Origin of the sequence: Halanaerobium sp. ST460_2HS_T2, assembly GCF_003337665.1 — a bacterium.
In the GTDB taxonomy this organism is placed as follows: domain Bacteria; phylum Bacillota; class Halanaerobiia; order Halanaerobiales; family Halanaerobiaceae; genus Halanaerobium; species Halanaerobium kushneri.
Window position 1 is genome coordinate 109,314 of sequence record NZ_QPJF01000002.1, and the last position, 25,097, is coordinate 134,410.

Sequence of the window (25,097 nt, forward strand, 5' to 3'; positions counted from 1 at the left end):
TATTATCCTTTTTTATTTCTTAAAAAAGCTGGTATATCAAGATCATCACCAGAAAAACTTTCCATTTCAAAGTCTTCTTCTGGCATTTCTTCTCCCGCGGAACTGGAGCTATTCTCAACTCTCTTTTTAGGAGAACCAGCATCAAAACCAGTTGCAATAACTGTAACCTTAACCTCACTATCAAATTCTTCGTCTATTACAGCACCCAGAATAATATTTGCATCCGGGTCAGCTACTTCCTGAATAACTCTAGCGGCTTCGTTGGCTTCGTGAATACCTAAATCCATTCCACCTGTTATATTTAATAATACACCTCTGGCTCCATCAATAGAAGCCTCCAGCAAAGGAGAAGCAATAGCAAGTTTAGCCGCCTCTGTTGCTCTATTATCACCATCAGCTCTACCAATTCCCATTAAAGCAGAACCAGCATCAGTCATAATAGTCTTAACATCAGCGAAATCCAGGTTAATAATACCGGTAATTGTAATTAAATCGGAAATACCCTGTACACCCTGCCTCAAAACATTATCAGCAATTTTAAAGGCATCCATTAGGCTTGTTTGTTTTTCAGCAACCTCAAGCAAACGATCATTTGGAATTACAATTAAGGTATCAACCTTATTTTTTAACTCTTCAATCCCTGAAATAGCATTGTTCATTCGTTTTTTACCTTCAACTGTCAGCGGTTTGGTTACAACTCCAACTGTTAGCGCTCCCTGCTTTTTTGCTGCTTCTGCAACTACAGGAGCTGCTCCAGTACCTGTTCCTCCACCCATACCTGCAGTTATAAAAACCATATCTGCTCCATCTATAGCCTGGGAAATTTCTTCCTTATTTTCTTCTGCAGCCTCAAAACCAATTTGCGGATCTGAACCTGCCCCCAGCCCTCGGGTTATTTTTTCCCCAATTCTGATTGTAACACCTGCATTAGATGCCATTAAGGCCTGAGCATCAGTATTTACAGCTATAAACTCAACTCCATCCAGTCCCTCTTCTATCATTCTATTTACGGCGTTATTACCGCCTCCACCTACACCAACTACTTTTATATTTGCAAACTGTTCAATTTCTGTTCCAATATCAAACACTAATTTTCCCTCCCCGTTAAGGATAATATGTAAGCTTTAAGAATACTTCCAGCTGGCATTAGAAAAATTCACTAAACCAGTTTTTTAATTTACTAAAAAACCCACTTACAATTTCTTTGCTATTATTACTATTATTACTACTTAACTTACTATTCTTTGCATCTTCATTTTCTAAAGCAAATTCAATTAAACCAACAGCTGTAGAGAATATAGCTCGTGGTATAGTATCACCCTTTTTTATATATACGGGATTATCAATAACATTAGACAGTCCACTAACGTAATCAGGCTCACCAATTCTTACAGGTAATTCTGTAATATCAGAAGCTAACTTTTCAGATCCTTCCAATAAAGAAGCTCCACCTGTTAAAATCATTCCAGCCGGTGTAAGATCAGCTGATCCTGCACTATTTAATTCCTTTTTTACCATTGAAAATACTTCTGTCATCCGCGGCTCAATTACCTGACACAACATTTTACGAGATAATTTTTTTCTTTCCTTACCACTAGCTGCCAGAACTTCAATTTTCTCCTGTTCATCAATTTCGGCCGGTAAGACTGAACCATGCATAATTTTAATTTTCTCAGCTTCAGAAACCGGCGTTCTTAAGCCTACAGCAATATCATTACTTACATGATTACCTCCAACAGGTAAAACTGAAGTGTGAGCTATACTGCCTTCATGAAAAACAATTACATCAGTAGTTCCCCCACCAATATCAACCAGAACGGCACCCAGATCCTTCTCATCATCTGATAACACAGCCTGACTGGAAGCCAGCGGTTCTAAAACCACCTCATCCACACTTAAACCAGCTCTTAAAACACTTTTTACCAGATTTTGAATTGAAGTAGAAGCTCCTTTAATTATATGAGTTTCCACTTCCAGACGCACCCCTGACATCCCCAGAGGGTCCTGAATCCCGGGACTTCCATCTACAATAAATTCTCTGGGAAGTACATGTAATATATCTTCCTCAGCTGATACCGGAACAATTCGGGCTGCATCAATTACTCTTTTTATATCACTTTCTTTTATTTCTTTCTCGTCTCCAGTTACTGCAACTACTCCATGACTGTTGATAGACTTGATATGTGAACCAGCAATACCAACATAAGCAGAGTCAACCTTTTGACCGGCCATTCTTTCTGCTTTTTGAACAGCACTTTTTATTGCATGGCTGGTTTTATCTATATCAACTACAATTCCTTTGCGGAGGCCGTTAGATGGAGCTAAACCAATCCCGACAATCTCTATATTATTTTCTCCACTTACTTCTGCTATTAATGCACAAATCTTGGTAGTACCGATATCAAGTCCGGTAACTATTTTTCTTCTTTTCACAACAGTCTACCTCCTTTCTTATCCAAACACTTATTATTATAAACTTTTTTATTAATTAGGCTCAATTTAAATAATTCAATATAAAATATATTATTCCTTTATTATAAAGAAAATAATATTTATTTTAGTTTAATCACAGGGTGTTTAGTAACCTGCAAATTTATATAATCAATTTCTTTATCCTGATTATTTTCTAATATAGAGTTCAAAATAGCAAACTTCTCTTCCAGCTTGTTATTTCTGCCCAGATTAACTCCGCCTCCCTTTCGCAGATAAAGTCTATAAATATCATCTCTAAAATCTACTTTTTTTATCTTTTTTAAATAATTTGATTCCAGATCATTTAATACTTTAATCATGTCATCTGTATAATGAGGAAATTTTATTTTATTACCGGAAAAATAATAAGGGAAATTTTCGAATTGAGGAACAGATAGTTCTTTATCCAATTTTTTTTCTCCTAAAATAATCCCGTCGGCAGAAAAAATTAACTTGTGCTCATTATTCTTAAGCCAGGCAATAGCCGTTCTTTCCTCTATGACAACATGTACTGTTGAAGGAAATGATTTTTCTATTCGAACAGATGAAATCAAATTATGTTTTAATAAACTTTTTTTTAATTCTTCTTCATTTAAAAATAATAAATTTTTACCATAGAATTTATTGATATTAGTCCTCAATTCATTTTTATCAATTTCTGTCCTGGAATGAAAAACAAAATCCCTGACATCAAAAAAAGGAGAAAAAAGAAATGAAATGAATGTTAAAAGTATAAAAAACAAAATTAATAATACTATTTGATATTTTTTCTCCATTAATATCCCTCACATGATTAAGAATCAACACTGGATTAATTCTTTTCTAATAGTTGATCTGAAAGCTCAGTAATATCTCCTGCTCCAACAGTCAAAATAATATCTCCAGCTTCAGCCTCAGTTAATAGTTTATCTTTGATTTTCTTAAAGTCAGAACAATACTGACATTCTACATCTGAATTTTTAGCAATTTTGGCAGCAAATTCAGTCAGAGAAATTGGGTGAGATTTCTTTTCAGAGGCAGAAAAAATATCTGTTAAATATACCTGATCTGCATTAATAAAAGAAAAAGAAAATTCATCTAAAAATTTCCTGGTTCTGCTGTATCTGTGAGGCTGAAAAACAACTCTAATTTTTTTATAATTCATTTTTTTTACTGCTTTTAAAAGTTCTCTGATTTCAGTAGGATGGTGAGCATAATCATCTACCAGATCAACTTGAGAATTTTTTATTTTTCCTTTTAACTCAAACCTGCGGCCAACTCCACTAAAATCTTTTAAAGCCAATTTAATTGCTTCAATATCAATATTTAGTCTGTAAGCTGCTGCCGCTGCCCCAAGAGCATTGTAAAGATTGTATTCTCCAGGAACAGAAAGTTCAATTTGAGCTATAAAGTTATCCTGATAATAAAAATCAAAAGAACTCTCAAAGTTATTATATTCAATATTTTTACCAGTAAACTCTCCATCTGATAGAGAAAAAGTGCTGATTTTTCTTCTTTTTGCAAAGAGGGAATTCAAATTATTATCGTCTTTATTATATAATAGAATTGACTGCTTGTCATTCTTATCGGCAAATCTTTTAAAAATATTCATAAATTCATCCAAATCCTGATAAAAATCAGGGTGATCCAGTTCCAAATTATTTAATAAAAGTAAATAGGGATCAAAATAAAGAAAAGAGCCATCACTTTCATCAGCCTCAGTAATAAAATATTCTCCTTTACCATCTGCTATATTACCATTAAGTTCTTTAAGAAAACCTCCCACCATAACTGCGGGGTCTTTTTTGGCTTTTTTGAAAATTGCAGCAATCATTGCTGTCACTGTTGTTTTGCCATGAGTCCCAGCAACAGCAATAGTTTTTTTATCTCTCATCAGATAGGCAAGCATTTCTGCTCTCTTTACAATTTTTATCCCCGCTTTTTTAGCTGCTTTAATTTCGGGGTTATCAGCTGGAATAGCACTGGTTTTTACTATTAAATCTGCTCCTTCAATATTAGCGGCTGCATGACCAATAAACAGCTCAACATCATATTTTTTTAATAAGTCCAGATATTTGCTGTATTTTAAATCTGAACCACTTACTTTATAACCTCTTTCAGCCAGGATTTCTGCAATACCACTCATAGAAACCCCACCTATACCAATTAAGTGAATATGCGAATTTTTATTAAGCAAAATAATCACCCTAAACTATATATTATATAAAAATATTGAATAAAAGTATTCTTATTCTGATGTTAATTTTTCAATTACTTTAATTAATTTTTTGAGAGAATCTTCTTGAGAAAGAGCCCCAGCTGCCTCTGACATTGAGCGCAGCTTTTCCTCATCTTCAATAATCTCCCTAACTTTATCTAACAAAATCCTCCCACTAAGCTCTGATTCTTCCAGCAAAACTGCAGCACCATTTTTTTGTAGTGCCTGAGCATTAAGCAGCTGATGATTTTCTGCTGCTCCTGCAAAAGGAATTAAAATTGACGCTTTTTTTGAACTAGTAATCTCAGAAAGACCTGTTGCCCCCGCTCTAGCTATAATTATATCAGCAGCTGTTAAAGCATATTCCATCTCATCTAAATAATCAATAATCTTTAGCTGAGGTTTTTCGGGATCAATACCCCATTTTTTAAGCTGATCAATAAGCAAGCTGTAATTTTTTTTACCACTTAGATGAATAATTTGAATGTTGTTTTGAAGCGCATATTGGTAAAGTTCTACAACATTCTGATTAATCACTTCAGCTCCCAGGCTGCCTCCAGTTATTAAAATTGTTTTTAACTCAGTCTGTAAATTTAATTCCTGATGAGCACGCTCCGAATCTACATTAAATATTCGAGGACGGACAGGATTACCTGTAATTCTTATTTTTTTTTGGCTAATATTAAAATATTCACCTGCTTCTGGGAAATTCAAACAAACTCGGTCAACCACCCTGGCCAGTAATTTATTTGTAATTCCAGGATAGGCGTTCTGTTCATGGATTACTGTTTTTTTCCCTAACAGAGCTCCAGCTAAAACAACTGGTCCAGCTACAAAGCCTCCAGTACCAATTATAACATCTGGCTTAAACTCTAAAATTAATTTAATAGCTCTAAAAAAAGCCTTAGAATTATAAAATATTGAAGATATAATTTTAGTTGAAATTTCACGAGGAAGTGGTCTCACAGCAAGCCCTTCAAAATTAAAATTTGCTGCTGGAACAATTTCTGATTCCATTCGATAATCAGATCCAAGATATAAAATTTCCCAATCTTTATTTTTTAATTCTTCAGCAACAGCAAGAGCTGGATAGATATGTCCACCTGTTCCACCACCTGTAATAATTGCTTTCATAAATTTCTCATCCTTCAACATAACATGATATATTTAACAATAAACTTAATGCCACTAAGTTAATAACAAGTGAAGAACCACCATAACTAATAAGCGGCAGAGTAATTCCGGTAACTGGCATCAAAGAGGTTACGACTGCCATATTTATTAAAGCCTGAATAACTATCATTGAAGTTATTCCTACAGCCAGCATTGATCCAAAAACATCATCAACTTTAGCTGCAATTTTCAAACCACGCCAGGCCAGCAAAAAATACAAACTTATAATAAACAAAGTCCCCAGCAGTCCAAATTCTTCTCCCAGTACAGCAAAAATAAAATCTGTACCCGGCTCAGGTAAATACAAAAACTTTTGATGACTGTTTCCGGCACCAACTCCAAAAAGTCCTCCAGAGCCCAGGGCCAGCAAAGATTGAATGATATGATAACCGCTATCTAAAGGATCGAGCCAGGGGTTTAAAAAAGTTAATAATCGCTCACGACGATAGGGTTCAGTTATAATAGCCCCCAGTGAAAGCAGAAAAGAAATTAAACCCAGAAAAATAAAAACAGAAATTCTGATTCCACCTATAAAAATCATAACAGCTGCAACCATTGCCAGAGTAACTGCTGTACCAAGATCAGGCTCCAGTAATATTAAAAAAGATATTAAAGCTATCACAAGCAGGGGAGGGAGAATTCCTTTTTTGAAATTTTTCATTTTATCTTTATTTTTATCTATATACGCAGCTAGATAGAGCACAATTGTAAATTTAGCAAGCTCAGATGGTTGAAAACTAATCGGGCCCAGAGGCAGCCATCGTCTAGAACCTCCTGCTATTTTTCCGATACCTGGAATTAAAACCAGGATTAGTGTTCCCAGTGATAGCAGTAAAAAATAAGGGGCCAGTTCTTTTAATTTTTTATATTTTAAATTATAAATAATTATTGATAAAACAAGAGCAACAACCAGATATTTTAGCTGATTTATAAAAAAGTAATAACTATTAGAAAAAAGTTGCTCTGCTTTGACTGAGCTGGCTGATAAAATCATAATTAGACCACTTAGTACCAGAGCCAGAATTGTAAATAATAAGATTAAATCGGGCAGCTTTTTTCTCATAACTTCTCCTTAATCAACATTTTTTAAAACACTTTTCTTAAATATTTTACCGCGCTCTTTATAACTCGAATACATATCCCAGCTTGGACAGGCAGGAGATAATAACAAAGTTCTATTTTGACTTAATTTAGCAACTCCTAGTTCGACAGCCTTTTCCAGACTCTTAACTTTAATTAATTCCAGTTCACTGTCTTTAAATAATAGAGCTATTTTTGCTGCAGTTTCTCCTACTAAAATTAAAGTTTTAACTTTTTCCCGGATTAACGAGGCAAGTTCAGTAAAGTCAGCATTTCTATCCTGGCCTCCTGCTATCAGAATTATATTATTTTCCAGGCTTTTTAAAGCTTTAATCGTAGCGGCAGGATTTGTAGCCTTAGAGTCATCAATAATTCGATAACCTCTCGAGTTATCAACTAATTCCATTCTGTGTGCCTGCAGTCTGTATTCTTCAGCTGCCTGCTGGATCTTTTCTAAACTCTGACCAGCCAGATAAGCTGCCAGTGCTGCGAAAGCAGCATTTTTCCGATTGTGTTCCCCAGGCAGATTAATCTTGCTAAAATCAAGCAGCCTTAAATCATCTTTTTTATAAAAAGCTTCCTGTTCAGTTATTATTAAATCCGCATTTTGAGATTTAGAACTGATACCAATAACATTAGCCTTTAATTCCTGCTGTAGTTGATAAAGATAGGGGTCATCAAAATTAATAATTGCCTGATCATTTTCTTTTTGATTGACAAAAATATTTTTTTTGGCCTTTTTATAATTGTCTTCATTGTGATGGCGATCAAGATGATCCGGACTATAATTTAGATATAGAGCCATATTTGCTCTGAAATCCTCAATCGCCTCCAGCTGAAAAGAACTTAATTCTAAAATCACCTTTTCTCCCGGCTGGAGCTGATCTATAATTGAAATAAAAGGAACTCCAATATTTCCTGCTACTTTAACCTCTTTTCCATCCAGATCTTTTAACATAGCTCCCAGAAGTTCGGTAGTAGTGGTCTTGCCATTGGTTCCAGTAATCCCAATTATTTCAGCCTCAGACTGTCTAAAAGCAAATTCTATTTCACTAATTGTCTCAATACCTTTTTTTCTCGCCTTTTTTAAAACTTCCAGATCATAAGGAACTCCAGGACTTAAAATAATCAAATCACTTTTTAAGATCTCATTTGTTCCATTTCCAAGTTCATATTTGATTTGATCACAATCCACCTGAGCTATTAAATGATCAAGCTCTTTTCTAGTTTTAGAGTCTGAAACAATAATTTCCAGATCAAATTTTGCAAGATATTTCACAACTTCAAGACCAGTTCTCGGACTAAAACCAAAAACTGCGACTTTTTGATAATCTAAATTCAATAAAATCTAACTCCTTTAAAATTTATATTCAATTACATTAATGAACTAATTGCAAATAAAGACAATATAATTGTAATAATCACAAAGCGAAATACTATTTTATTTTCTGCCAGTCCGCTGAGCTCAAAATGATGATGAAGAGGCGTCATCTTAAAAATTCTTTTCCCACCAGTAATCCTAAAATAAGGAACCTGAATCATTACTGAAATAGTTTCTATTACATAGATTCCACCAATAATAAGTAAATAAATTTCTGCTCCAGTTAAAACTGCTACAGCTCCCAAAAAACCTCCTATCGCCAGTGAACCAACATCTCCCATAAAAATTGAGGCCGGATTAGCATTAAACCAGAGAAAAGCCGTAGTTGAACCAGCCATTATCAACATTAAAAGACTATAGTCCTCAAGACCCTGAAAGAAAAATATTAACGCAAATGAAGCAGAAACAACAGCAGTTATCCCTGCCGCCAGTCCATCCAATCCATCAGTTAAGTTAACAGCATTAGAACTGCCTATTACAACTCCAAAAGTCAGAAAAAATTTAAAGAGCCTACCTATTTTTAAGGCACCAAAAAAAGGAATAATTAAACTTTGCTGCTCGGATATAAAAACTGCAGTTACTGCAATCACCAAGGCTGCTATTGTCTGTAAAATTATCTTATGCCAGGCCTTTAAACCCAGAGATCTTTCCAGTTTTATTTTTAAAAAATCATCTAAAAAGCCTGTTAAAGCCATAATGCAGGTTGATAACAAAACCGCAGCAGTTTCAAAATTCAAAGATACAAAAAAAAGGGAAACTAACAAAAAAACAGGTATAATTAACAGCCCTCCCATAGTTGGAATTCCTGCTTTTTGCAGATGACTTTCCGGACCATAGTCACGTACCTGCTGGCCAAAATTAATTCTCTTTATATAATTAATAAAAATATTCCCACCAGATATAATTACTAATAGTGGCAAAAGATAGGCTAAAATATATTGCATTTTAAAGCTCCTCAGTTTTCAATGCGGCAATAATTTCTTCCAGGTGATTGGCACGTGAACCTTTAATTAAAACTAAATCTTTAGCTTTTATTTCAGAAATGAGAAATTTAATACACTCTTTATTATCTTTTAAAATAACTATTCTTTCTGAATTCATCTCTAAACTGGCACCAGCCGCAATTTCTCTTCCCTCAGGACCAACTGTCACCAGTAAATCAATCCCTTTACCGGCAGCATAAGCTCCAATTTCTCGATGTTTACTGGAACTCTGATCCCCCAATTCCAACATTGAAGCTAAAACAGCAATAGTTCTCTCTGATTGATGTTCCATCAAAACATCTAGAGCAGCTTTAACTGCAAGCGGATTAGCATTATAACTGTCATTAATTATTCTGGCTCCACAGTTCAGTTCGACAAAATCCATTCTATTAGAAGAAAATTTAGTCTTCATCAAACCCTGCTGTATTTCCTCAAAACTAAGGCCATATAATAAGCCAGTTATAATAGCAGGCATTGCATTATAAATATTATGTTTGCCGGCTTTATTGAAGTTAAAAGAGTAATTGTCATCCTTATATTTAATATTAAAAGTTAAAATTTCATTTTTACTGTCAAAATTATATTTAATAGTCTGCAGATCAGCTCCACTGCCAAAACCGAAATATATTACCTTAGCAGCTGTTGTTTCCCCCATTTTTTTAGTATACGAATTGTCATAATTCAAAATCGCTGTACTTGAAGGCTTAAGCTGATCAATTAATTCTTTCTTTGCTTGAGCAATATTTTCCAGACTACCGAGCTGTTTTAAATGTGCTGCTGCAACATTTGTAATAATTCCAATGTCCGGTTCTGCAATTTCTGCCAAAAGTTTAATTTCTCCTGCTGCACTCATTCCCATTTCTAGCACAGCAACATCATTATCTGCAGTTAATTTTAATAAAGTAAGAGGAAGTCCAATATGGTTATTATAATTTCCTTCTGTTTTTAAACAACTAAATTTTTGCTTCAAAACAGAGTAGATTAAATCTTTGGTAGTAGTTTTACCTGCACTGCCAGTAACTGCAATAACTTTTAAATCGGAAAATGATTTTCTGTAATTATGAGCTAAATCCTGAAGAGCCTTTGTAGTATCAGCAACTTTTAAAACTGCTGTTTTAGAAGACTGCCCAAGCTCAGACTCAATTTTCCGATCAACAATTACCGCACTAGCGCCATTTTTTACAGCATCAGAAAGATAGAGATGACCATCCTGGTTTTCCCCAATAATTGCAATAAACAAATAATTATCTTTAACATCCCTGCTGTCAATAACAACCTCTTCTATCATCTGATCTTTATTTCCCTGCAGCAGTTCTGCTTCTGTAAAATCAATAATTTGGCTTAAACTTAAATTATGCATTTAAATCCCTTTCATTTCCACTGCCGCCTGATGGGCTATCTGACGGTCATCAAGTTTGATCTTTCTATTTTTTAAAATCTGATATTGCTCATGTCCTCTCCCCAGCAGCATTACTAAATCATTCTTCTCAGCAATTTGGATTGCCTTCTCTATTGCTTTTTTGCGATCGGGAATAATCTCATAAGCATTAAATTTCTTGCTAAAACCTTTCTTTATTTCAGCAAATATGTTTTCTGGATCCTCACTGCGTGGATTATCATTGCTCACAATTGTATAATCTGTATATTTTTCTGCCAGAGAAGCCATTACAGGTCTTTTGCTACGATCTCGATCACCACCACAGCCAAAAAGAACAATTAATCTATTTTTTTCCATAGCTGAAGCAGTTTCCAGAACATTTTTCATACCATCAGGAGTATGGGCATAATCAACAACAATTTGAAAGTCTTGTCCAGCATTAATAATTTCAAAGCGACCTGGAACAGAAGAAATTTTAGCCAGGGCATTTTTAATTGTATCTTTTTTAATACCCAATAATTTAGCTGTAAGTATAGAAGCAAGCGAGTTATAAATATTAAAAATACCACCCAAATTTAATTCAAAAAATGTATCTAACTTACCTCCGGTTCTGTATTCCATACCTTTTTGGTGAAGTTCATAATCAGTAGTATAAAGATCTGCAGTTTTCGCATTCAGACTATAAAAATAATTTTTTCCACCTGATTTTTCTTTTATGTAATCAGAATTGGAATCATCAAGATTAATCACTGCAAATTCAGCCTGAGAAAGTTGAGCAAATAATCTTGCTTTAACTTCTCTGTAGTTTTCCAGATTTTTATGATAATCAAGGTGTTCAGGACTAATATTAGTAAAAATAGCAGCAGCAAACTTCATACCATAAACCCGATATAAGTCAAGTGCATGAGAAGAAACTTCCATAACACCGTATTTAACTTCTGCTTCCCGCATTTGAGAAAAATATCTATATAAATCAACAGATTCGGGAGTTGTTCGGCTTGAGTCAAGCTCCTGCTCCCCAATTATATTCTTGATTGTTCCAAAAAGAGCAGCTTTACCTTTAGCTTCCTTTAAAATATTATATAATAAATAAGAAGTTGTTGTCTTACCATTGGTTCCTGTAATCCCAATCAACTTTATATCTTTTAGAGGATTACCAAAAAAGTTCTTTGCCAGCTCTGCCATGACTTTTCGACAATTATCAACTTTAATATAACTAATTCCAGTCTGATATTCTGACAGATCTTTTTCGATAACTACAGCAGCAGCTCCATTTTTAATGGCCTGTTCAATAAATTGATGGCCATCTACTTCAAATCCGTTAATTGCAATAAATAAATTGTCTTTTTCAATTTCTCGTGAATCATATTTTACTTCTGTGATTTTTTGATTTAAGTTCCCCTGTTTTAACTCAAAATCTATATTTTTAAATAATTGTTTTAACTCCATATCAAGATAACCTCCATAAAATATAATTTTAACTAACGGAGTTTTAAATTTATTTTATTTGAACTTTTAATTCTGCGTCCTGGATAAATTGACTGACCAATAACCTTACCAGAACCACTGAGACTAACCTGCAGCCCTTTTTGTCGGGCAAGTTTTACTGCTGCAGTTCCCTGCATACCCCGAAAATCAGGTACTGGTATTAAAATATTTTCTTTATCTTCTTTTTGGCTGAAAAGCCAGACTGTAGAATTGTAATTGCTCTTAACTCCGGACACAGGCAGCTGAGTTCTAACTGTTTCTCCATCTCCAATTAGTTTAACATTAAATCCAGCTTCTCTCAAACGTCTTTCAGCATTTAAAAAACTTTGTCCTGTTAAATCGGGAACAGTTACTTCTTTTTGTGAATTATTATAAACAAAATTTGCTTCCGGATCCGGTTTAATATTTAAGTAATTTAAAATATTTTCAGTTAAATTTTTAAAAACAGGCGCGGCAGTCTGACTGCCATAATAAGTTTCCCCTTTGATATCATACAAGATAGTCAAAATCACTAAATCTCTATCGCCAGCTGGAACTATACCAATAAACGAAGAATCATAAATATCTTCATTATAATGCTTGGCAGTACCTGTTTTTCCACCAATTTCGTAACCCTCAATCGCAGCATGAGTTCCTGTCCCACTCTCTACGACCTGTTTTAATAATTCCTTTGTCTTATCAGCTGTGCTTTTAGATATAACTCTTCTGACAAGCTGAGGCTCATTGATAATATTTTTAGTTCCTGCACCAGTATCAACCTCTTTAACCAGCCTGGGACGCATTAATTTACCCTCATTAGCAACTGCTGAGATGGCAGTTGCCAGCTGAATTGGTGTCACAGAAATCCCGTGACCAAAAGAAAAAGTTGCCAGTTCTACAGGACCTATTCTCTGATATTCGGGGATAATGCCTCTAGCTTCTGCAGGCAGTCTAATCCCAGTTTGTTCTCCAAAACCAAAAGCTTTAATATAGGAATAAAAAGTCTTTTTATCCATTTTCATTCCTACTTCTACAAAGCCGGGATTACATGAATTTTTAATAACCTCAGCAAAGGTCTGTTTTCTATGTCCTCGACTGCTCCAGCAGTTTATCTCTTCATTTTCGACATATATATGTCCGGGATCAGTTAAAATATCATTTTCAGTAATTACTCCTTCTTCCAGAGCCGAAGCAGCAGTTATAATCTTAAAGGTTGAGCCCGGTTCAAAAACATCATTAATAGCTCTATTTCGCCAGTTTTTTTCAGGATAATCTCCAAATTGATTTGGATCATACAGCGGAGTATTAGCCATTGCAAGTATGTCTCCATTCGAAGAATCCATTACAATTACCGAACCACCAGAGAAATCAAATTTATCAGCAGCATCTTTTAGTTCTTTTTCTGCCATATACTGAATTACCTCATCAATAGTCAGATAAACATTATAACCATCTCTACCCGGTACAGCTTCTCTAATTCCATTCGGTATAGTTTTTCCCTGAGCATCTTTCTCTATAATCATTTTACCTGCTTTGCCACTTAAATAGTTATTATAAGATAATTCTAGTCCATTAAGTCCATTATTATCTACTCCAGTAAATCCAATAATATGAGATGCAAGCTCTCCTTCAGGGTAATAACGTTTGCTTTCCTCAGTAAATGTAATCCCTTTTAAATTTTTTGCTTCGATTTTTTTATATAATTCATCACTAACTTTTCTCTGCAAAAAAATTGCAGCTGCATCAGAAGTTATTCTGCCATAAATAGTTTTATAATCAATATTTAAAATCTTATCCAGTTCAGCCGCAGTTTTTTCAGGATTAATAATATTATCCGGCAGAGCAACTACAGTCTTAGCTGGTAAGCTGACTGCTAGTTTCCTGCCGGTATTGTCATAAATTATTCCTCTTTCTGAATCAACTACAAATTCTCTTATTCGCTGGTTTAGAGCTTTATGTTCATATTCTGCACTATTAATGACCTGGATCCAGACAAGTCTTAGTGCCAGGATAATAAAAAGTATAAATATTATAGCAAAATAGAATATTATTCTATTTTTTGAGCTTTCTTCAAATTGCTGCAAATTTAATCCTCCTACTCAAGTGATTCAGCCTGAACAGTAATAACTTCTTTTATTATTTTATCATAAATTTGCGCTAAGAAAAACTTTTCTTTTGGAAGATCAGCCATATATTTTTCTTCTTTTTTTAACTGATTATTATAAACCAGAGTTTCTTTTTCACTTGGTTCTACCATATTTAATTCTTTTTTAGCAATTTTTTCTATTTCAGCCAGTGAAGTTTTACTTGCCAGTTGAACTTCAAGCCTCTCATTTCTTGATTTAATAGCTTCCAGTTTGGATTCAAGACCCAGCAATCTGGAACTGCTATGATTAATATTCAAAATTTGAGAAACATATAACAAAATTGAAATACTAACAAAAACCAGCATAAATATGTATAAAATTGTAAAGGCCTGTTTTTTTACATTAGTAAAATTATAGGATGATTCATTAAGATAACTGCTTTGTGAAGCGGAATTAACATAATCCTGACCCTGATACATTTTACTACCCCCTTTTAATTAAATCTTCTCAGCTACTCTCATCTTGGCACTTCTCGAGCGTGGATTTGCCTCTTTTTCTGTTTTAGAAGCTTGAATCGGACTTCGGGTTATGACTTTTACTTCTGCTCTTTTATCACAGACACAAATTGGAAAATCCGGTGGACAGGTACAGTCGTTTGCCAGATCTCTAAATTTGTGTTTAACTATTCTATCTTCCAGTGAATGAAAAGTAATAATTACCAGTCTGCCACCGGGATTTAGATAAGAAACTGCCTTATCAATTAAATTTTTGAGTTGTTCCAGTTCATTATTAGTTTCAATCCTTAATGCCTGAAAAGTTCTGCGAGCAGGATGACCACCACTCCTTCTGACTGCTTTTGGAATAGCTGCTTTAATAACTTCAACCAGATCACTCGTTGTGCTGATTTCTTTTTCTCTGCGCATTTTTACAATGAATTCTGCTATTCTGGCAGCCCAATTTTCCTCTCCATATTCAGAAATTATTTCTTCTAACTGCTTTTTAGAATAATTATTTACTATATCCCTGGCTGATAACTTCTGTTCAGGATTCATTCTCATATCAAGTGGACCATCATTTTGATAACTAAAACCCCGCTCAGGATTATCAAGCTGTGGTGAAGAAACACCTAAATCAAAAAGCATTCCGTCAACTGCTTCAATCCCCAATTTGGCAAAAACTTTGTCAAAATCCTGAAAATTAGAATGTTCCAGAATTAGTCTGTCTTCAGCTGGGAATTTTTCTCTAACCTCCTTAATAGCAGCTGTATCACGATCAACTGCTACTAGTTTACCTTTTTGAGAGAGGTGTTTTAAAATTTCCGAACTGTGACCTGCTCTCCCCAGAGTTCCATCGAGGTAAGTCCCGTCTTCTTTTATATTAAGATATTCAACTGCCTCATTTAATAATACTGCCTGATGTTCAAATTCCATATTTGTCCTTTCTAGATTCCCAACTCTTCCATTGCATCTGCAATATCTTCATAAGAATCTTCTACATCATCCATGTAGCTATCCCATTTTTCTTTGGCCCAGAGTTCAATTCTATTTGCCAGACCAATTATTACTATTTCATGTTCAAAATCTGCATAATCTCTTAAATTTATAGGTAGGGAAACTCTTCCCTGTTTATCTAATTCACATTCGTTGGCTCCTGAAAAGAAAAAGCGGACAAAATTACGGGCATTTTTGCTTGTCATAGGTAGGGAAGTTAATTTTTTTTCTAGTTCTTTCCATTCATTCATGGGATATAAAAACAGACAATTATCCAACCCTCTGGTGATGACAAACTGCTCACTCAAGTCATCTCTAAGCTTAGAAGGAATAATTAAACGTCCTTTTTTATCCATATTATGAGTGTATTCTCCCATAAACATAATATCACTTCCCACTTTCCACCCTTTTACTCCACTTTCCACCACTTAATAAATTTATTCTACATCAAAGAGAAAACTCCTTTATATTTTCAAAAAAAAATTATAAAATTTTACCAGCCAGAAATAATTACTAATAAAATTGAAAAAACCCACCAAATATGGTGGGTAATTAATCATTATTTAAATATAATTTACGGGCACGTGATATTTTATTAAATCCATATTTTCTCTTCAGCTCGTCAATAGTCTGATCCAGCTGATCTTCATTAGCTTCAGCAAATAAATTCAACTGTTCCTGTCCTTCCAGACATAAGTTAGAAACTCCTATTCCAAGCAAGCGAAGTGGCTTATCCAGTAAATTATTTTGAATTAATAAATTTTTTGCCCGCTGATAAATTTCTTCACTGCTATTTACGGCAACTTTAAGAGACTGCTGCCGGCTATAAGTACTAAAATCTGAATATCTAACCTTAATAAAAATAGTCGCACCTTTAATTGAATTACTATGAAGACGAAAAGAAACTTTTTCGCTCATTTTAAATAAATAGGCAAACAGCTTATCCCGATCACTTATGTTCTCACCAAAGGTTTCCTCATGACTGACTGATTTAATTTCATTTTGACTTTTTACATCTCGATTATCTATTCCACGCGAAAGAAAAAAGAGCTTGACACCTGCTTTCCCATAACTTTTCTTTAATTCTTCCAGAGAATATGGCCAAATATCACTGGCTTTATAAATCTTTTTTTCAGCCAGTTTTGCTGCAAAAACATCCCCCACTCCCCATATTTTATCAATATCAAGATTCCGCATAAACTCCTTAATATCTTTTTTTCTAATTACAGTCAGCCCATCGGGCTTATCATAATCAGAAGCAAGTTTAGCCAAAAATTTATTTATTGAAACACCTATTGAAATTGTTAAATCAGTTTTTTGCTTAACCTCAGCTTTTATTTTTTCTGCAATTTCAATAGAATCTCCATATAATCTCTCACAACCTTTAACATCCAAAAAAGCCTCATCAATAGAAAGTTTCTCAACTAAGGGAGTATATTTTTTTAATATCGCAAAAATTTCCCCGGACACTTTTTTATAAAGTCCATGTCTTGCCGGAAGATAAATTCCAGCCGGACAGAGCTTTTTAGCCTTAGCAATTGGCATCGCTGAATGGACTCCAAATTTTCTAGCTTCATAAGAAGCCGTAGAAACAACTCCCCGGTTACTTAAACTTACCCCGCCAACAATTACAGGCTTTTTTTGCAGTTCGGGATTTTCTCGCTGCTCCACAGCTGAAAAGAAAGCATCCATATCTGCATGTAAAATATGAAGTTTACTCATTTATTTATCCTTTTTTAAGGCAAGTTCTATCAGGTTATCTAAAAGTTCAGAATATGAAATTCCACTTTCCTCAAAAAGCAGAGGATACATACTAAATTTTGTGAATCCAGGCATAGTATTAATCTCATTTACTAAAATTTGATCCTGTTCTTCATTTACAAAAAAATCAAGTCTTGAAATTCCTTCAGCTCCAACAGCTCTAAAAGCTTGTACAGAAAGATTACGAATTTTTGCTTTAGCAGCAGGAGAAAGTTTAGCTGGAATAATTAGTTCAGTGCTCTGGTCTTCATATTTCGCCTGATAATCATAAAAATCATGAGTAGAAATGATTTCACCAGCAGCAGAAACTTTAATATCTTTTTCACTACCGAGAACAGCTGACTCAAGCTCTCTTCCCTCAACGTTACTTTCTAAAATTAGTTTTTTATCAAATTCAAAGGCTTCATTAACTGCCCTGGCAAAGGACTGCAAATCATTTACTCTGCTGATTCCAATACTCGATCCCATATTAGCTGGTTTAATAAAAAATGGCAGACCTAAATTTTTAGCAAACTCATTAAAAAAATTAGATCTTTTCTGCTGACTGTAATCCATTTTTTTTAAAATTTCAAACTTACTCTGAGGAATACCATTATAAGCAAAAATTTGTTTCATATATGCTTTATCCATTCCCACTGCAGAAGCACGGAGATTACAGCCAACATATTTAATATTTAAAACATCTAAAAAACCCTGAATCTTCCCATCTTCACCAAATGGTCCGTGCAGAACTGGAAAAACTAGATCGATTTTATTTTCTAAAAGATTAAGAATTCCCTCTGGCAAAACATTTGTCCTTTCGACTTCTGGAACTCTTTTATCTTCACCAAATAAAATCTTTTTTGAAACAGCTAAAGACCTGAAATACCCATTCTTACTAATAGCAATCGGAAAAATATTATATTTATCCTGATTAAGAGCCTGAAAGATGGAGCGAGCAGAGAGCAGAGAAACCTCATGTTCAGCTGATCGTCCCCCAAAAAATAGGGCAATGTTTATCTTTGATTCAAACAATAAAATCTCCCTCCAGTTTACTTACTAAAATAATCGATTTTCATAACTTCTCTGACTTTTTTCATTGTCTTTTGTGCCTCTTCTCTAGCCTTTGCTGTACCATCCATTAATATCTGATCAACAAGTTCTGGATTCTCAAGATATTTTTTTCTTCTTTCCCTCATTGGATCAAGGAAAGCATTTAATTTTTCCGCCAGCCGCTTTTTACAGGCAACACAGCCAATTGTTCCTGCTCTACACTTTTCGGCAATTTCATCGGATTCTTCACTATTAAAAGCTTCGTGATAATGATAAACAGTACAAACTTCTGGATGACCGGGATCATCTTTATGGATTCTGGCGGGATCAGTTTTAGCCTGCATAATTTTTTGCTGTACTTCTTCCTTACTGTCACTTAAATAAATTGCATTATTTAAACTTTTACTCATTTTATTCTTTCCATCAAGCCCCATCAACCTTGGGAAATCACTAATTAAAGCTTCAGGCTCCGGGAAAACCTCACCATACATATTATTAAATTTACGAACAATTTTTCTAGTCTGTTCAATATGTGGTATCTGATCTTCACCAACTGGAACTAGATTTGCCCGACAGAAAGTAATATCTGCAGCCTGACTTACTGGATAACCTAAAAATCCATAAGACATTTCTTTATAGCCATACTGTTCAGCTTCAGATTTGATTGTTGGATTATGGCGCAGCTGATTAACTGTAACAATCATCGAATAAAAAATAGTCAACTCAGCAATTTCTGGAACTAAAGACTGAACAAAAATCGTTGTTTTTTCTGGATCGATTCCTGCTGCTAAATAGTCTCTTGCAACCTGTCTTACATCTTCACTTAATTTCTCCGGCCTATCAAAATTTGTAGTTAAAGCCTGTACATCTGCAATTATTAAAAATGTATCATATTCATCCTGCAGCTCGACACGATTCTGCAGACTACCAACATAATGGCCTAAATGTAATTTTCCGGTCGGCCTATCTCCAGTTAGAATTCTTTTTTCTTTTTTCTTTGACAAGATTATCACCCTCTGTTATATAATAAATTTTACTTGAATATCCAAATAATTTCTGCTAAAATTAAATAAAAGATAATAATGATTATTAATTAAGCTTAGGAGGAATAAAATGAGTAAGAAAACCAGAATGACTAAACAGCGTAAGGCAATATTGAGAGTTTTAAAGAGTACAAAATCTCATCCTACAGCTGATTGGATATATGAAAAAGTAAGAAAGGAAATACCTAATATCAGTCTGGGAACTGTTTATCGTAATTTAAATGTTTTAGCTGAACATGGTGAAATTACTGTCCTGGACTATGGAAGCAATCACAGCCGCTATGATGGCAATCCTGATCATCATTATCATTTTCGCTGTGAAAAATGTGGCTCAGTATATGATTTAGATATTGATCTAAGTTCAGACTTAAATAATAAAATAAATACTGAAACAGAATTTATCGCACATTCACATCGTTTAGAATTTAGTGGTATCTGTCCAAAATGTCAGCAGAAAAATTAAATTTTTTCTGCTTCTTTTTTTGCCAGTGTATCAACTTCCTCGTTATATTGATCACCGCTATGTCCTTTAACCTTTTTATAGCATAATTTAAATTTTGAACTAAGCTGATCAAGTTCCTGCCATAAATCCTGATTGGCAACTGCATTTTTACTAGAAGTTTTCCAGCCATTTTTCTTCCAACCTTCAACCCAGCTTGATAAACCATTTATAACATAACTAGAATCACTATGGAGTTCTATCTTTTTATTTTCGGGAATAACTTTTAAGGCCTCTATTACAGCTCTTAGTTCCATTCTGTTATTTGTAGAATCCGTTTCTGCCCCAGAAACAACTTTTAATTTTTCTAAATTAGAATCCAAAATAATTGCTGCATATCCGCCCGGGCCTGGATTTCCAAGACAGGCTCCATCAGTATATACTTTAAACTCCTGATAGTTAGTCAGGTCAATATCTCTTTCAATGTCTTCAATTATTTTTTCTTTCTCAGATATACCCTTTTTTTTGCCAGCTTCAACTTCCAGTTCTTCTAAAAGTTCTGCTGCCCTTCTCATATGGGGAATTACAATTGATCCGCCAACAATCAGAGCCACATTTAAAGCTTCATAGATTTCTGCTTTACTCCAGCCCGCTTGATAAGACTCTATAATATGATATGTAATGCAGTCATCACATCTTAAAACCATTGAAGCAACAAGCCCCAGCAGCTCTTTAGTCTTCGCAGGAAGCTCTCCATCCTGATATACCTTATGATCGAGATTAAAGAACCTTTTTGTATTTAAATCTCCTTCCTGTAAAATAATATCATTCATTTTTTGACGAAACTGATTAAACTCTTCCTTTTTTCTGCTCATAAAAACACCTCAAACTATATCATTTAAAATCAATAAAAATTTAAAAGAAACCGGACAGCAAAAAGCCGTCCGGGATATTTAAATATAAATATTCAATTTGCCAGAAGTTTATTATTTCTTTATCTTATTTAAATAATCTTTTACATCGGCAACTGTTCCTAAATTAAGAACTTTTTTGCTTACTTCTTCTGCTTCACTTAAAGTCCATTTGGTCAGAACCTCTTTAATTTTTAAGATTGAAACAGCACTCATACTGAACTCATCCAGACCGGCTCCCAGCAAAAATGGAAGTAACAGCTCTTCTCCAGCTGCTTCTCCACACATACCAACCCAGATATCTTCGGCATGAGCTGACTCAATAGTCTTTTGAATCATCCTCAATACCGCCGGATGGTAGGGAGTATGCATTTCCGCAATCTGTTCATTCATCCTATCTACTGCCACTGTATACTGAATTAAATCATTGGTTCCAATGCTGAAGAAATCAACCTCGCGGGCAAGTTTATCAGCTATCATGACAGCTGCAGGGATCTCTATCATCATTCCCAGATCAATATCTGGATTATATTCCAATCCTTCTTCTTTAAGCTCAGCCTTAGCCTCTTCTACTTTTTCTTTAGCAGCCAGAAGTTCATTAAGAGAAGAAATCATCGGAAACATAATTTTCAGATTTCCATAGCTGCCGGCTCTTAACAATGCCCGCAACTGCGGTTTGAAAATATCATCTCTTTCTAAACAGACTCTAATAGCTCTATAACCTAAAAACGGATTCATTTCATCAGGAAAATCTAAATAGGGCAGTTCTTTATCTCCACCAACATCCAGAGTCCTGATAATTACTGGCTTATCTCCCATCTTCTCTGCAACTTCTTTATAAACCTCAAACTGTTCTTCTTCAGTAGGTAATTCGCTACGATCCATGTATAAAAATTCGCTTCGGAAAAGACCAACACCTTCCCCACCATTATCTAAAATAGGTACAACATCTTTTAAATTACCCATATTACCAACAATTTCTACCTGATGTCCATCCTTAGTTTCTGCTTTTTTATCTTTAAAAGCTTTTAATCTTTCCTGCTCAGCTTCATATTCTTCTAATTTTTCTTCATATTTATCTAATGTCGACTTATCCGGATTAAAATATATCTTTCCACTGTTGCCATCTACAATAATCTTCATTCCATTTTCAGCTTTTTCGATTAATTCACTACCCACTCCCACAACGGAAGGAATTCCCAGCGAACGAGCCATAATTGCAGAGTGAGAAGTTCTTGAACCCTCTTTTGTTACAAAAGCTAAAACTTTTTCCGTATCCAGCTGAGCTGTATCCGAAGGTGTTAAATCATCTGCAATAATAATAACCTCTTCGTCCATTTTATCAGCTATATCTTCAATACCAAGTAAATTTTTGATAACTCTCATGCCGACATCTTTAATATCAGAACCACGTTCTCTTAAATATTCATCATCCATTGCCGCAAACATAGCAGCAAATTCATCAATTACTTCTTTAACTGCAGCTGCTGCATTCAGCTTATTATCTTTGATCTTATTTTCGAATGCAGGTATTACCTCGGGATCATCTAAAATCATTAAATGAGCAGCAAAGATTTCTGCTTTTTCTTCTCCGAGTTTTTCAGCAGTTTCTTCTTTTAACTCTTGCAACTGTTTTTTTGATTCAGTAAGAGCATTATGTAACTTTTCAATTTCCTGCTCAACCTGATCATTTTCAATATTTTCTTTATCAATTTCAATTTCTTTTTCTAGCTTGAGTAATGATTTTCCAATAGCAATACCAGGGGAAGCAGCAATTCCTTCCAATAAAATCACTATTCGTCCTCCTTTGCCATTTCAACCTCAATGAAATCAACAAGTTCTTCTACTGCTTTATCAGCATCTTCACCGTCTGCTCTGACAGTAATTTCATTTCCTTTTCCTACTCCCAGGCTCATTACACCCATAATACTCTTTGCATTGACCTCTTTTTCTTCAAAAACTATCTCAATTTTTGAATCAAATTTACCTGCTTTCTGCACAAACTGAGCTGCAGGCCGGGCGTGCAGACCGGTCTTATTAGTGATTATAACCTTCTTTTCTTTTACCAATCTGATCATCCTTTCAAAATTTTTTATTAATACTACTCATCTATATATTTTAACATAAATGTAACATTAATTTCATCCTTTTTTACAAATTATTTTTATTTAATATTGATTTTTTTTCAATTGCTGCCAGTACTTCCTCCAAATTTTTTCCTAGACTGGCTTCCACAGCGGCTAAAACAGCACCCTCTACAATAGGAGCATTAGCAAGTTTTATTTTTTTCTGCTTATCTTCAGAAAGCCATTCTTTAACCATGTTAAAGCTCATTACAGCACTACCAAGATCAGCTAGTACTACTATGCCGTCCTGACAATCCATGCTTTTTAGCTTTTTTTCGATCAAATCAGCATCTGTCCCCATTTGACCATCACCAGTGCCGCCAGCTACCTGAATATCAACTTCAGCCTGTTTCATTTCTTCAGCCAGTTCCTTCGTTCCCTCAGCAATTTTTTCACTGTGGGAGATAATTAAAATATTAACCATTATTACACCTCATCTTTTTATTTTAAAGAATTCTTTATAAAGGTTTCAATTATTAAATAGGAAGAAGTCGCCCCTGGATCCTGATGTCCGATACTGCGTTCTCCCAGATAACTTGCCCGACCTTTAGTAGCCTGCATCTCTATTGTATTTTCCATTCCAGCAGCAGCGGCCTGTAGACAATTTTTTAAGGCTGTATCCAGATCAAGATTATTATCCCGACTCTCTTTGAGTGATTCTGAAGCGGGAATTAAAGTATCCAGCATTGTTTTTTCTCCAGCCTCTGCCCTACCTCTTTTCTGAATTCCAGCAATTGCCTCTTCTGAAATTTCTACTAAGTCCTCCAGATCAAGTCTACTATCAGCAATCACTTTTGAAATATTTAAAAATGCTGTACCATATAATGGTCCTGAAGCACCACCTACGTTGGAAATGAGAGTCATTGCAGTTAATTTAAATACTTCACTTCTACTTTCAAAACTTCCGTTCTCCAATTTATCTTTTAATTTTTTAAAACCCCTGGCAAGATTTACACCATGATCACCATCACCAATAGCTGCATCCAGTTCAGTTAAATAATTCTTATTTTCAATTATTACATCTGCAGTTTTCAAAAATAATTCTTTTGTTTTATTAGCCATAATTTTACCTCAATTCTATTTTAATAAATTAACTTCAGTCTCTGCTTCTAATAAATTAGTCAGATCTCCATCTAATTTCAAAATAGTTAGCGAGAGCCCCTCCATTTCAAGAGAAGTCATAAATTCTCCAACATAATTTTTAGATATTTTTATACCTTTATTTGATAGAAAATTATTTGCCCGTCTATTTGCTATATAAAGTTCCATTAGTGGTGTACCGCCCATGCCATTTACCATCAATGCAACTTTATCATCTTTTTTTATTTTTAGATCTGTTAAAATATCTTTTAACAACGAGTCAACTATCTCATCTACTTTTTTTATTTTTACTTTTTCGGTGCCAGGCTCACCATGGATTCCAATCCCCATTTCCATTTCGTCTTCAGCCAGACTAAAAGTACTATTTTCTGCTGCTGGCAATTGACAGGGATTAATGGCAACTCCTTTAGTTCTGACATTTTTTATTACTTTTTCAGCGCTTCTTTTGACCTCTTTAAGTTCTGCGCCCGAAGCTGCTTTTGCACCAGCAATTTTATGCACAAAGACTGTACCGGCAACCCCACGTCTGCCAGTTGTATAAAGGCTATCCTCTACTGCTACATCATCATTAACAATTACCTGCTCAATTTCTATACCTTCAGCTTCAGCCATTTCGGCTGCCATCTCAAAATTCATTAAATCTCCTGTATAGTTTTTAATGATCAGCAGAACTCCATTCCCACTATCAACTGCTTTAACCGCCTCAAAAATCGCATCCGGAGTAGGAGAAGTAAAAACATCCCCAGCCACAGCAGCATCTAGCATACCCTGCCCTACATAGGCAGCATGTGCAGGTTCATGGCCACTTCCACCTCCACTTACCAGGGCAACTTTTTCCACAGGTGCATCTTTTCGAAGTACAATATTATATCCATCTAATTTTTCCAGGCGGTCATTACTTGCCATTACTATACCTTCAATCATTTCCTTAACTACATTATCTGGATCATTAATCAATTTTTTCCCCATCTATATC

General features: G+C 34.6%; 24 protein-coding genes and 1 pseudogene. 1 reads left to right on the plus strand and 24 read right to left on the minus strand.

Annotated features, from left to right (window positions below; translation table 11 throughout):
• Window positions 1-2: 2 nt before the first annotated feature.
• The 17 genes from ftsZ to trpS all read right to left on the minus strand — a co-directional run bounded on the left by ftsZ (window position 3) and on the right by trpS (window position 19,505).
• Window positions 3-1,088 (minus strand): cell division protein FtsZ, encoded by a 1,086-nt coding sequence (gene ftsZ, locus DFR80_RS01965; protein WP_114489071.1) that lies wholly within the window; start codon window positions 1,086-1,088, stop codon window positions 3-5.
• Window positions 1,089-1,146: 58 nt separating this feature from the next.
• Complete coding sequence (ftsA, locus tag DFR80_RS01970; protein ID WP_076545104.1) at window positions 1,147-2,433, minus strand: cell division protein FtsA; 1,287 nt, start codon at window positions 2,431-2,433, stop codon at window positions 1,147-1,149.
• A 119-nt stretch (window positions 2,434-2,552) separates the two neighbouring features.
• The gene (locus tag DFR80_RS01975) at window positions 2,553-3,248 is read right to left on the minus strand and encodes a cell division protein FtsQ/DivIB (protein WP_076545106.1); all 696 of its coding nucleotides are present in this window, start codon (window positions 3,246-3,248) and stop codon (window positions 2,553-2,555) included.
• Window positions 3,249-3,283: 35 nt separating this feature from the next.
• Window positions 3,284-4,657, minus strand: coding sequence for a UDP-N-acetylmuramate--L-alanine ligase (gene murC, locus DFR80_RS01980; RefSeq protein ID WP_234978087.1), 1,374 nt, complete (start codon window positions 4,655-4,657; stop codon window positions 3,284-3,286).
• Window positions 4,658-4,699: 42 nt separating this feature from the next.
• Window positions 4,700-5,803: an undecaprenyldiphospho-muramoylpentapeptide beta-N-acetylglucosaminyltransferase gene (gene murG, locus DFR80_RS01985; RefSeq protein ID WP_114489072.1), complete on the minus strand. Its 1,104-nt coding sequence runs from the start codon at window positions 5,801-5,803 to the stop codon at window positions 4,700-4,702.
• A 7-nt stretch (window positions 5,804-5,810) separates the two neighbouring features.
• On the minus strand, window positions 5,811-6,905 hold the full coding sequence (gene ftsW, locus DFR80_RS01990; RefSeq protein ID WP_076545111.1) for a putative lipid II flippase FtsW: 1,095 nt from the start codon (window positions 6,903-6,905) through the stop codon (window positions 5,811-5,813).
• 9 nt (window positions 6,906-6,914) lie between these two features.
• Complete coding sequence (gene murD / locus DFR80_RS01995) at window positions 6,915-8,264, minus strand: UDP-N-acetylmuramoyl-L-alanine--D-glutamate ligase (protein ID WP_076545113.1); 1,350 nt, start codon at window positions 8,262-8,264, stop codon at window positions 6,915-6,917.
• Window positions 8,265-8,296: 32 nt separating this feature from the next.
• Window positions 8,297-9,247, minus strand: coding sequence for a phospho-N-acetylmuramoyl-pentapeptide-transferase (gene mraY, locus DFR80_RS02000; protein ID WP_076545115.1), 951 nt, complete (start codon window positions 9,245-9,247; stop codon window positions 8,297-8,299).
• A 1-nt stretch (window position 9,248) separates the two neighbouring features.
• The gene (gene murF / locus DFR80_RS02005; protein WP_114489073.1) at window positions 9,249-10,646 is read right to left on the minus strand and encodes a UDP-N-acetylmuramoyl-tripeptide--D-alanyl-D-alanine ligase; all 1,398 of its coding nucleotides are present in this window, start codon (window positions 10,644-10,646) and stop codon (window positions 9,249-9,251) included.
• Window positions 10,647-12,113 (minus strand): UDP-N-acetylmuramoyl-L-alanyl-D-glutamate--2,6-diaminopimelate ligase, encoded by a 1,467-nt coding sequence (locus tag DFR80_RS02010; protein ID WP_114489074.1) that lies wholly within the window; start codon window positions 12,111-12,113, stop codon window positions 10,647-10,649. It lies immediately after the preceding gene.
• A 32-nt stretch (window positions 12,114-12,145) separates the two neighbouring features.
• Entirely contained in the window at window positions 12,146-14,215 is a 2,070-nt protein-coding gene (locus tag DFR80_RS02015; RefSeq protein WP_076545120.1) for a PASTA domain-containing penicillin-binding protein, read from the minus strand.
• An 11-nt stretch (window positions 14,216-14,226) separates the two neighbouring features.
• On the minus strand, window positions 14,227-14,697 hold the full coding sequence (locus DFR80_RS02020; protein ID WP_076545121.1) for a septum formation initiator family protein: 471 nt from the start codon (window positions 14,695-14,697) through the stop codon (window positions 14,227-14,229).
• 18 nt (window positions 14,698-14,715) lie between these two features.
• Window positions 14,716-15,648: a 16S rRNA (cytosine(1402)-N(4))-methyltransferase RsmH gene (rsmH, locus tag DFR80_RS02025; RefSeq protein WP_076545123.1), complete on the minus strand. Its 933-nt coding sequence runs from the start codon at window positions 15,646-15,648 to the stop codon at window positions 14,716-14,718.
• Between the two features lie 11 nt (window positions 15,649-15,659).
• On the minus strand, window positions 15,660-16,091 hold the full coding sequence (mraZ, locus tag DFR80_RS02030) for a division/cell wall cluster transcriptional repressor MraZ (RefSeq protein WP_076545166.1): 432 nt from the start codon (window positions 16,089-16,091) through the stop codon (window positions 15,660-15,662).
• 169 nt (window positions 16,092-16,260) lie between these two features.
• Complete coding sequence (locus DFR80_RS02035; protein WP_114489075.1) at window positions 16,261-17,430, minus strand: DNA polymerase IV; 1,170 nt, start codon at window positions 17,428-17,430, stop codon at window positions 16,261-16,263.
• Complete coding sequence (locus DFR80_RS02040; RefSeq protein ID WP_114489076.1) at window positions 17,431-18,483, minus strand: D-alanine--D-alanine ligase family protein; 1,053 nt, start codon at window positions 18,481-18,483, stop codon at window positions 17,431-17,433.
• Window positions 18,484-18,500: 17 nt separating this feature from the next.
• Window positions 18,501-19,505, minus strand: a complete 1,005-nt coding sequence (trpS, locus tag DFR80_RS02045) for a tryptophan--tRNA ligase (protein WP_114489077.1) — start codon at window positions 19,503-19,505, stop codon at window positions 18,501-18,503.
• 109 nt (window positions 19,506-19,614) lie between these two features.
• Here trpS and DFR80_RS02050 point away from each other — a divergent pair, with 109 nt between their 5' ends.
• Window positions 19,615-20,007: a Fur family transcriptional regulator gene (locus DFR80_RS02050; RefSeq protein ID WP_076545129.1), complete on the plus strand. Its 393-nt coding sequence runs from the start codon at window positions 19,615-19,617 to the stop codon at window positions 20,005-20,007.
• On the opposite strand, the gene rnhA is transcribed toward DFR80_RS02050, so the two are convergent.
• The 7 genes and pseudogenes from rnhA to dhaK all read right to left on the minus strand — a co-directional run bounded on the left by rnhA (window position 20,004) and on the right by dhaK (window position 25,090).
• Window positions 20,004-20,450, minus strand: coding sequence for a ribonuclease HI (rnhA, locus tag DFR80_RS15540; RefSeq protein ID WP_369862559.1), 447 nt, complete (start codon window positions 20,448-20,450; stop codon window positions 20,004-20,006). The two genes, DFR80_RS02050 and rnhA, sit on opposite strands and share 4 nt — an antisense overlap.
• A 150-nt stretch (window positions 20,451-20,600) precedes the next feature.
• Window positions 20,601-20,858, minus strand: a pseudogene (locus tag DFR80_RS15545) (carboxymuconolactone decarboxylase family protein); the annotation flags it as partial.
• A 111-nt stretch (window positions 20,859-20,969) separates the two neighbouring features.
• A complete protein-coding gene (gene ptsP / locus DFR80_RS02060; protein ID WP_114489079.1) occupies window positions 20,970-22,688 on the minus strand; it encodes a phosphoenolpyruvate--protein phosphotransferase in 1,719 nt (572 codons plus the stop codon).
• Complete coding sequence (locus tag DFR80_RS02065; RefSeq protein ID WP_199505754.1) at window positions 22,688-22,963, minus strand: HPr family phosphocarrier protein; 276 nt, start codon at window positions 22,961-22,963, stop codon at window positions 22,688-22,690. The genes ptsP and DFR80_RS02065 overlap by 1 nt, the downstream gene beginning before the upstream one ends.
• 82 nt (window positions 22,964-23,045) lie before the next feature.
• On the minus strand, window positions 23,046-23,444 hold the full coding sequence (dhaM, locus tag DFR80_RS02070) for a dihydroxyacetone kinase phosphoryl donor subunit DhaM (protein WP_076545135.1): 399 nt from the start codon (window positions 23,442-23,444) through the stop codon (window positions 23,046-23,048).
• Between the two features lie 17 nt (window positions 23,445-23,461).
• The gene (dhaL, locus tag DFR80_RS02075; protein WP_076545137.1) at window positions 23,462-24,082 is read right to left on the minus strand and encodes a dihydroxyacetone kinase subunit DhaL; all 621 of its coding nucleotides are present in this window, start codon (window positions 24,080-24,082) and stop codon (window positions 23,462-23,464) included.
• A gap of 15 nt (window positions 24,083-24,097) precedes the next feature.
• Window positions 24,098-25,090, minus strand: a complete 993-nt coding sequence (gene dhaK / locus DFR80_RS02080; RefSeq protein ID WP_076545138.1) for a dihydroxyacetone kinase subunit DhaK — start codon at window positions 25,088-25,090, stop codon at window positions 24,098-24,100.
• Window positions 25,091-25,097: the final 7 nt, after the last annotated feature.

What these genes read in the sequence shown, in the direction of transcription:
- DFR80_RS01975 (WP_076545106.1), bottom strand. Translation starts at nt 3,248, where the DNA reads ATGGAGAAAAAATATCAAATAGTATTATTAATTTTGTTTTTTATACTT.
- murG (WP_114489072.1), bottom strand. Translation starts at nt 5,803, where the DNA reads ATGAAAGCAATTATTACAGGTGGTGGAACAGGTGGACATATCTATCCA.
- ftsW (WP_076545111.1), bottom strand. Translation starts at nt 6,905, where the DNA reads ATGAGAAAAAAGCTGCCCGATTTAATCTTATTATTTACAATTCTGGCT.
- mraY (WP_076545115.1), bottom strand. Translation starts at nt 9,247, where the DNA reads ATGCAATATATTTTAGCCTATCTTTTGCCACTATTAGTAATTATATCT.
- murF (WP_114489073.1), bottom strand. Translation starts at nt 10,646, where the DNA reads ATGCATAATTTAAGTTTAAGCCAAATTATTGATTTTACAGAAGCAGAA.
- DFR80_RS02010 (WP_114489074.1), bottom strand. Translation starts at nt 12,113, where the DNA reads ATGGAGTTAAAACAATTATTTAAAAATATAGATTTTGAGTTAAAACAG.
- DFR80_RS02020 (WP_076545121.1), bottom strand. Translation starts at nt 14,697, where the DNA reads ATGTATCAGGGTCAGGATTATGTTAATTCCGCTTCACAAAGCAGTTAT.
- rsmH (WP_076545123.1), bottom strand. Translation starts at nt 15,648, where the DNA reads ATGGAATTTGAACATCAGGCAGTATTATTAAATGAGGCAGTTGAATAT.
- mraZ (WP_076545166.1), bottom strand. Translation starts at nt 16,091, where the DNA reads ATGTTTATGGGAGAATACACTCATAATATGGATAAAAAAGGACGTTTA.
- DFR80_RS02035 (WP_114489075.1), bottom strand. Translation starts at nt 17,430, where the DNA reads ATGAGTAAACTTCATATTTTACATGCAGATATGGATGCTTTCTTTTCA.
- DFR80_RS02050 (WP_076545129.1), top strand. Translation starts at nt 19,615, where the DNA reads ATGAGTAAGAAAACCAGAATGACTAAACAGCGTAAGGCAATATTGAGA.
- dhaM (WP_076545135.1), bottom strand. Translation starts at nt 23,444, where the DNA reads ATGGTTAATATTTTAATTATCTCCCACAGTGAAAAAATTGCTGAGGGA.
- dhaL (WP_076545137.1), bottom strand. Translation starts at nt 24,082, where the DNA reads ATGGCTAATAAAACAAAAGAATTATTTTTGAAAACTGCAGATGTAATA.
- dhaK (WP_076545138.1), bottom strand. Translation starts at nt 25,090, where the DNA reads ATGGGGAAAAAATTGATTAATGATCCAGATAATGTAGTTAAGGAAATG.